This window comes from bacterium (assembly GCA_024226335.1).
In the GTDB taxonomy this organism is placed as follows: Bacteria; Myxococcota_A; UBA9160; order SZUA-336; family SZUA-336; genus JAAELY01.
The window spans coordinates 1-3,586 of sequence record JAAELY010000422.1 but is presented as its reverse complement, the minus strand read 5'-3'; the positions used below and the strand labels follow the sequence as shown (position 1 = coordinate 3,586).

The window sequence follows — 3,586 nt, the reverse complement described above, 5'->3', positions numbered from 1 at the left end:
CTAACGAACGGAGTCGATGGCATCGAGTACGCGCGGCGGCGACATGGGGAGATCCCGCAGGCGCGCGCCCGTAGCGTTGTGAAGCGCGTTTGCGACAGCGGCCAGGGGTGCCACGATCGGCGTCTCGCCGACGCCGCGCACGCCGTAGGGGTGGCGCGGATTCGGAACTTCGATGATCAGGGTATCAATCATCGGAAGATCGGAAGCAACGGGGATGCGGTAGTCGAGGAATCCGGGGTTTTCGAGCTTCCCTTCGTCGTCGAAAACAAAAGCCTCGTTGAGCGCCCAACCGATTCCCTGGGCGGCTCCGCCCTGGAATTGACCTTCGACGTAGCCGGGATGGATGGCCTTGCCCGCATCCTGGATCGCGGTGTAGCGCACGACGCGTACGAAGCCGGTCTCGGGGTCGACCTCGACGTCGCAGATGTGGGTTGCAAAGCTCGGGCCTGCCCCGCGCGCAGTGAGCGAGGAACTCGCGGTGATCGGCCCACCGGTGCGTCCGGCGCGACGCGCGATCGTCTCGATGTCCAGGGGTTCGTGCTCTCCGCCATCTTTCGGCTGTGCACGACCTTCTTGCCATCCGACCTGGTCCACCTCTACACCCCAGATCGCTGCGGCGCGTTCCCGTAACTCTTGAACCACCTTCTGAGCTGCTTCGATCACGGCCATGCCGGTCGCGAACGTAACCCGGCTGCCTCCGGTGCCGTCATTGACGCCGACCGTCTCGGTGTCGCCGACGACGGGGCGCACGCGTTCGACGGGTATGCCGAGTTCCTCGGCGGCCATCAGCGCCAGCGAGGTTCGCGAACCGCCGATATCGGGACAGCCGCTCACGACCACGGCCGTGCCGTCTTCGTTCAGGCTGACGCTGGCGGTCGACTGCATTCCGGCGTTGAACCAGAAGCCACACCCCAGACCGCGCCCCTGATTCGGACCCAGGGGCGCCTTGTAGTGCGGATGTTCGCGCGCAGCCTCGAGCGTCTCGATCAGCCCAATGACGTTGAACTTCGGTCCGTAGGTCGCTTGTACGCCTTCGCGCGCCGCGTTGTGCAGACGGAAGTCGATCGGATCGATCTCGAGCTTTTCAGCCAGTTCGTCCATGACCGATTCCGAGGCAAAAACCGCCATTGGCCCACCCGGCGCGCGATAGGCCGCGACCTTGGGTTTGTTCAACACAACGTCGTAACCTTCGATGCGGAAGTCCTGCAGGTCGTAACTCGCAAACAAGCACATGGCGCCCGCAGCAACCGCAGATCCCTTGAACGCACCGGCCTCGTAGTACATCTCGGCAGTACCGGCGACCAGCGTACCGTCGTTCTTGGCTCCGAGTTTCACGCGGATGCGCGTGCCCGACGCGGGCCCAGTCGCACGGAAGACCTCTTCGCGCGTCATGACCATTTTTACCGGGCGGCCCGAGCGCTGCGAAAGAAGGACTGCGAGAGGCTCGACGTAGACCGTGGTCTTGCCTCCGAATCCACCGCCAATCTCGCTGGGCGTCACGCGGATCTTCGATGCATCCAGTCCGAGCAACCTGGCGCAATACGCGCGAATCATGAACGGGCCCTGAGTGGTGCACCAGATCAGGGACTGACCATCTTCGTTCGTTCGCGCGACCACTGCGTGGGGCTCGATATAGCCCTGATGGACCATCTGCGTGGTGAACTCTCGATCGACGATGACATCGGCTGTGGCGAACGCGGCCTCTGGATCCCCGCGACCCAACTCGATGCGGCTGGCCACATTGGTCGGTTCTTCAGAAGGCGGATCTGCCCCTCGCGTTTTCAGATCGTCGTGCAGGATCGTTGCGCCGGGCGCCAGTGCCTCGTCGAGTGAGAGAACGGGCTTCAGTAGTTCGTATTCGACGATGATCTTCTCGAGGGCTTCGTCGGCCAGTTGCTTGCTGGTCGCCGCAACGGCGGCAATCGGGTGGCCGTGGTAGAGCACCTTCTCGCGCGCCATCACGTTGCGGGACAGATCGCGGAAGTCGGTCTGACCGTCACTGCTCGACGGGCTGATCGCCGGGAAGTCGACGCCGCTGATCACGGCCTTTACCCCCTCGCTGGCCTCGGCCTTCGTCGTGTCGATCGAAAGGATTTTCGCGTGGGCGTGCGGGCTGCGCAGGACGCGCCCCCAGAGCATGCCGGGTAGTGAAAAATCTGCGCCGAAGTTCGCTCGGCCGGTCACCTTGTCGATGCCGTCGTGACGGATGGGCCGCGTTCCCACTTGTTGGAAGCTGCGTTTCTGACTCATCGCAGATCCGTCCGCATCAGACCTCGCCTCGCATCTCCGCAGCGGCATCCAATACCGCGCGCAGGATCTTGTCGTAGCCGGTGCAGCGACACAGATTTCCGGCCAACCAGTAGCGCGCCTGCTCCTCGGTCGGGTTCGGGTGACGGTCGATCAGCGCCTTGGCGGCGACCACGATTCCGGGCGTGCACACGCCGCATTGCAGGGCCGCGTGTTCGAGAATCTTCTTCTGCACCGGGTGCAGTGCCTCGCCTTGCGCCACGCCTTCGACGGTCGTGATCTCTCGGCCTTCGGCTTCCGGGGCCAGAACCAGACACGAGCACACGAGGCGACCGTCGAGTAGCACCGAACAGGCGCCACAATCACCGGTCGTGCAGCCTTCCTTGGTTCCCGTCAAACCCAGTTCATCGCGCAGTGAATCGAGCAGGGACTGTCGTGGATCGCATAGAAACTCACATGCTTCTCCGTTGACCCGTGTCTGAACGTGCAGCTTGCTCAAGATTCAGTTCTCCGCGCGCGCTCGGCCGCCTTTTCGGCCGCTCGTCGCGTCAGTACCCCGCAGATCCGGCGGCGGAACTCGGCAGGCGCCCGTTTGTCCGATATGGGATTGGCCGCCGCGCTGGCCGCTGAAGCGGCGGCTGAAAGCGCGGCTTCATCGATCGTTGAGCCGAGCAGCGCTTCGGCTACCGAGGGGGCTTCGAAGGCCGTTGGACCCACAGCGCCCAGAGCGACGCGCGCGAACGTACAGATTCCCTTCTCGTCCAGCGTCAGGTTGACGGCAGATCCGACGACGGCGATGTCCATTTCGGTTCGCGGTGTAAAGCGAAGATAGGCGTCGGCGGAGCGCGGCGCGGGCTTCGGAATGCAAAGCTCGACCAGTAGTTCGGCTGGCCCCAGTGCGTTCTGCCCTGGACCCGTCGTGAACTCGCTGACCGGTACGCGTCGCTCGCCATTCGGTCCGGCCACGACGCACTGGGCACCAAGGGCGATCAGCGCCGGGACTGAATCCGCCGCCGGTGAAGCATTGCAGAGGTTCCCGCCCAGCGAGGCGCGTCCTTGCACCTGTGTCGATCCGATCAGGTTCGCGGCTTCGGCAAGCCCCGGAAACAGCCGAGCGAATTCTTCGTGCTCTGAGAGCCGAGCACCGCACACCGCTGCACCCAGCCTGAGTTCCGAACCGTCGAAACCGATTTCCATCAGCCGGGGGATGCGCTTCACATCCACGATCAGCCCCGGCCCGCGGGTCTGCGAACGCAATTGCACCAGCAGGTCGGTACCGCCGGCCAGGATGCGCACGTCATCGGCTTTCGGACCGGTGAGTAGATGCACCGCGGACTCG

The 3,586-nt window shown here is 64.2% G+C and carries 3 protein-coding genes; all 3 read right to left on the bottom strand.

The annotated features are described in order from the left end of the window. Genes GY725_20715 through GY725_20705 form a run of 3 tightly spaced genes read right to left on the bottom strand, consistent with a single transcriptional unit; the run spans nt 1 to nt 3,576 of the window. Nucleotides 1-2,250 carry a xanthine dehydrogenase family protein molybdopterin-binding subunit gene (locus tag GY725_20715; GenBank protein MCP4006609.1) on the bottom strand — a complete coding sequence of 750 codons (2,250 nt, stop codon included), beginning with the start codon at nt 2,248-2,250 and terminating at the stop codon, nt 1-3. Nucleotides 2,251-2,266: 16 nt separating this feature from the next. Beyond that, a complete protein-coding gene (locus GY725_20710; protein ID MCP4006608.1) occupies nt 2,267-2,746 on the bottom strand; it encodes a (2Fe-2S)-binding protein in 480 nt (159 codons plus the stop codon). Further along, nucleotides 2,743-3,576 carry a xanthine dehydrogenase family protein subunit M gene (locus GY725_20705; protein ID MCP4006607.1) on the bottom strand — a complete coding sequence of 278 codons (834 nt, stop codon included), beginning with the start codon at nt 3,574-3,576 and terminating at the stop codon, nt 2,743-2,745. The genes GY725_20710 and GY725_20705 overlap by 4 nt, the downstream gene beginning before the upstream one ends. Nucleotides 3,577-3,586 lie beyond the last annotated feature (10 nt).

Coding starts and splice junctions, on each gene's coding strand:
- GY725_20715 (MCP4006609.1), bottom strand. CDS start 2,250: ATGAGTCAGAAACGCAGCTTCCAACAAGTGGGAACGCGGCCCATCCGT.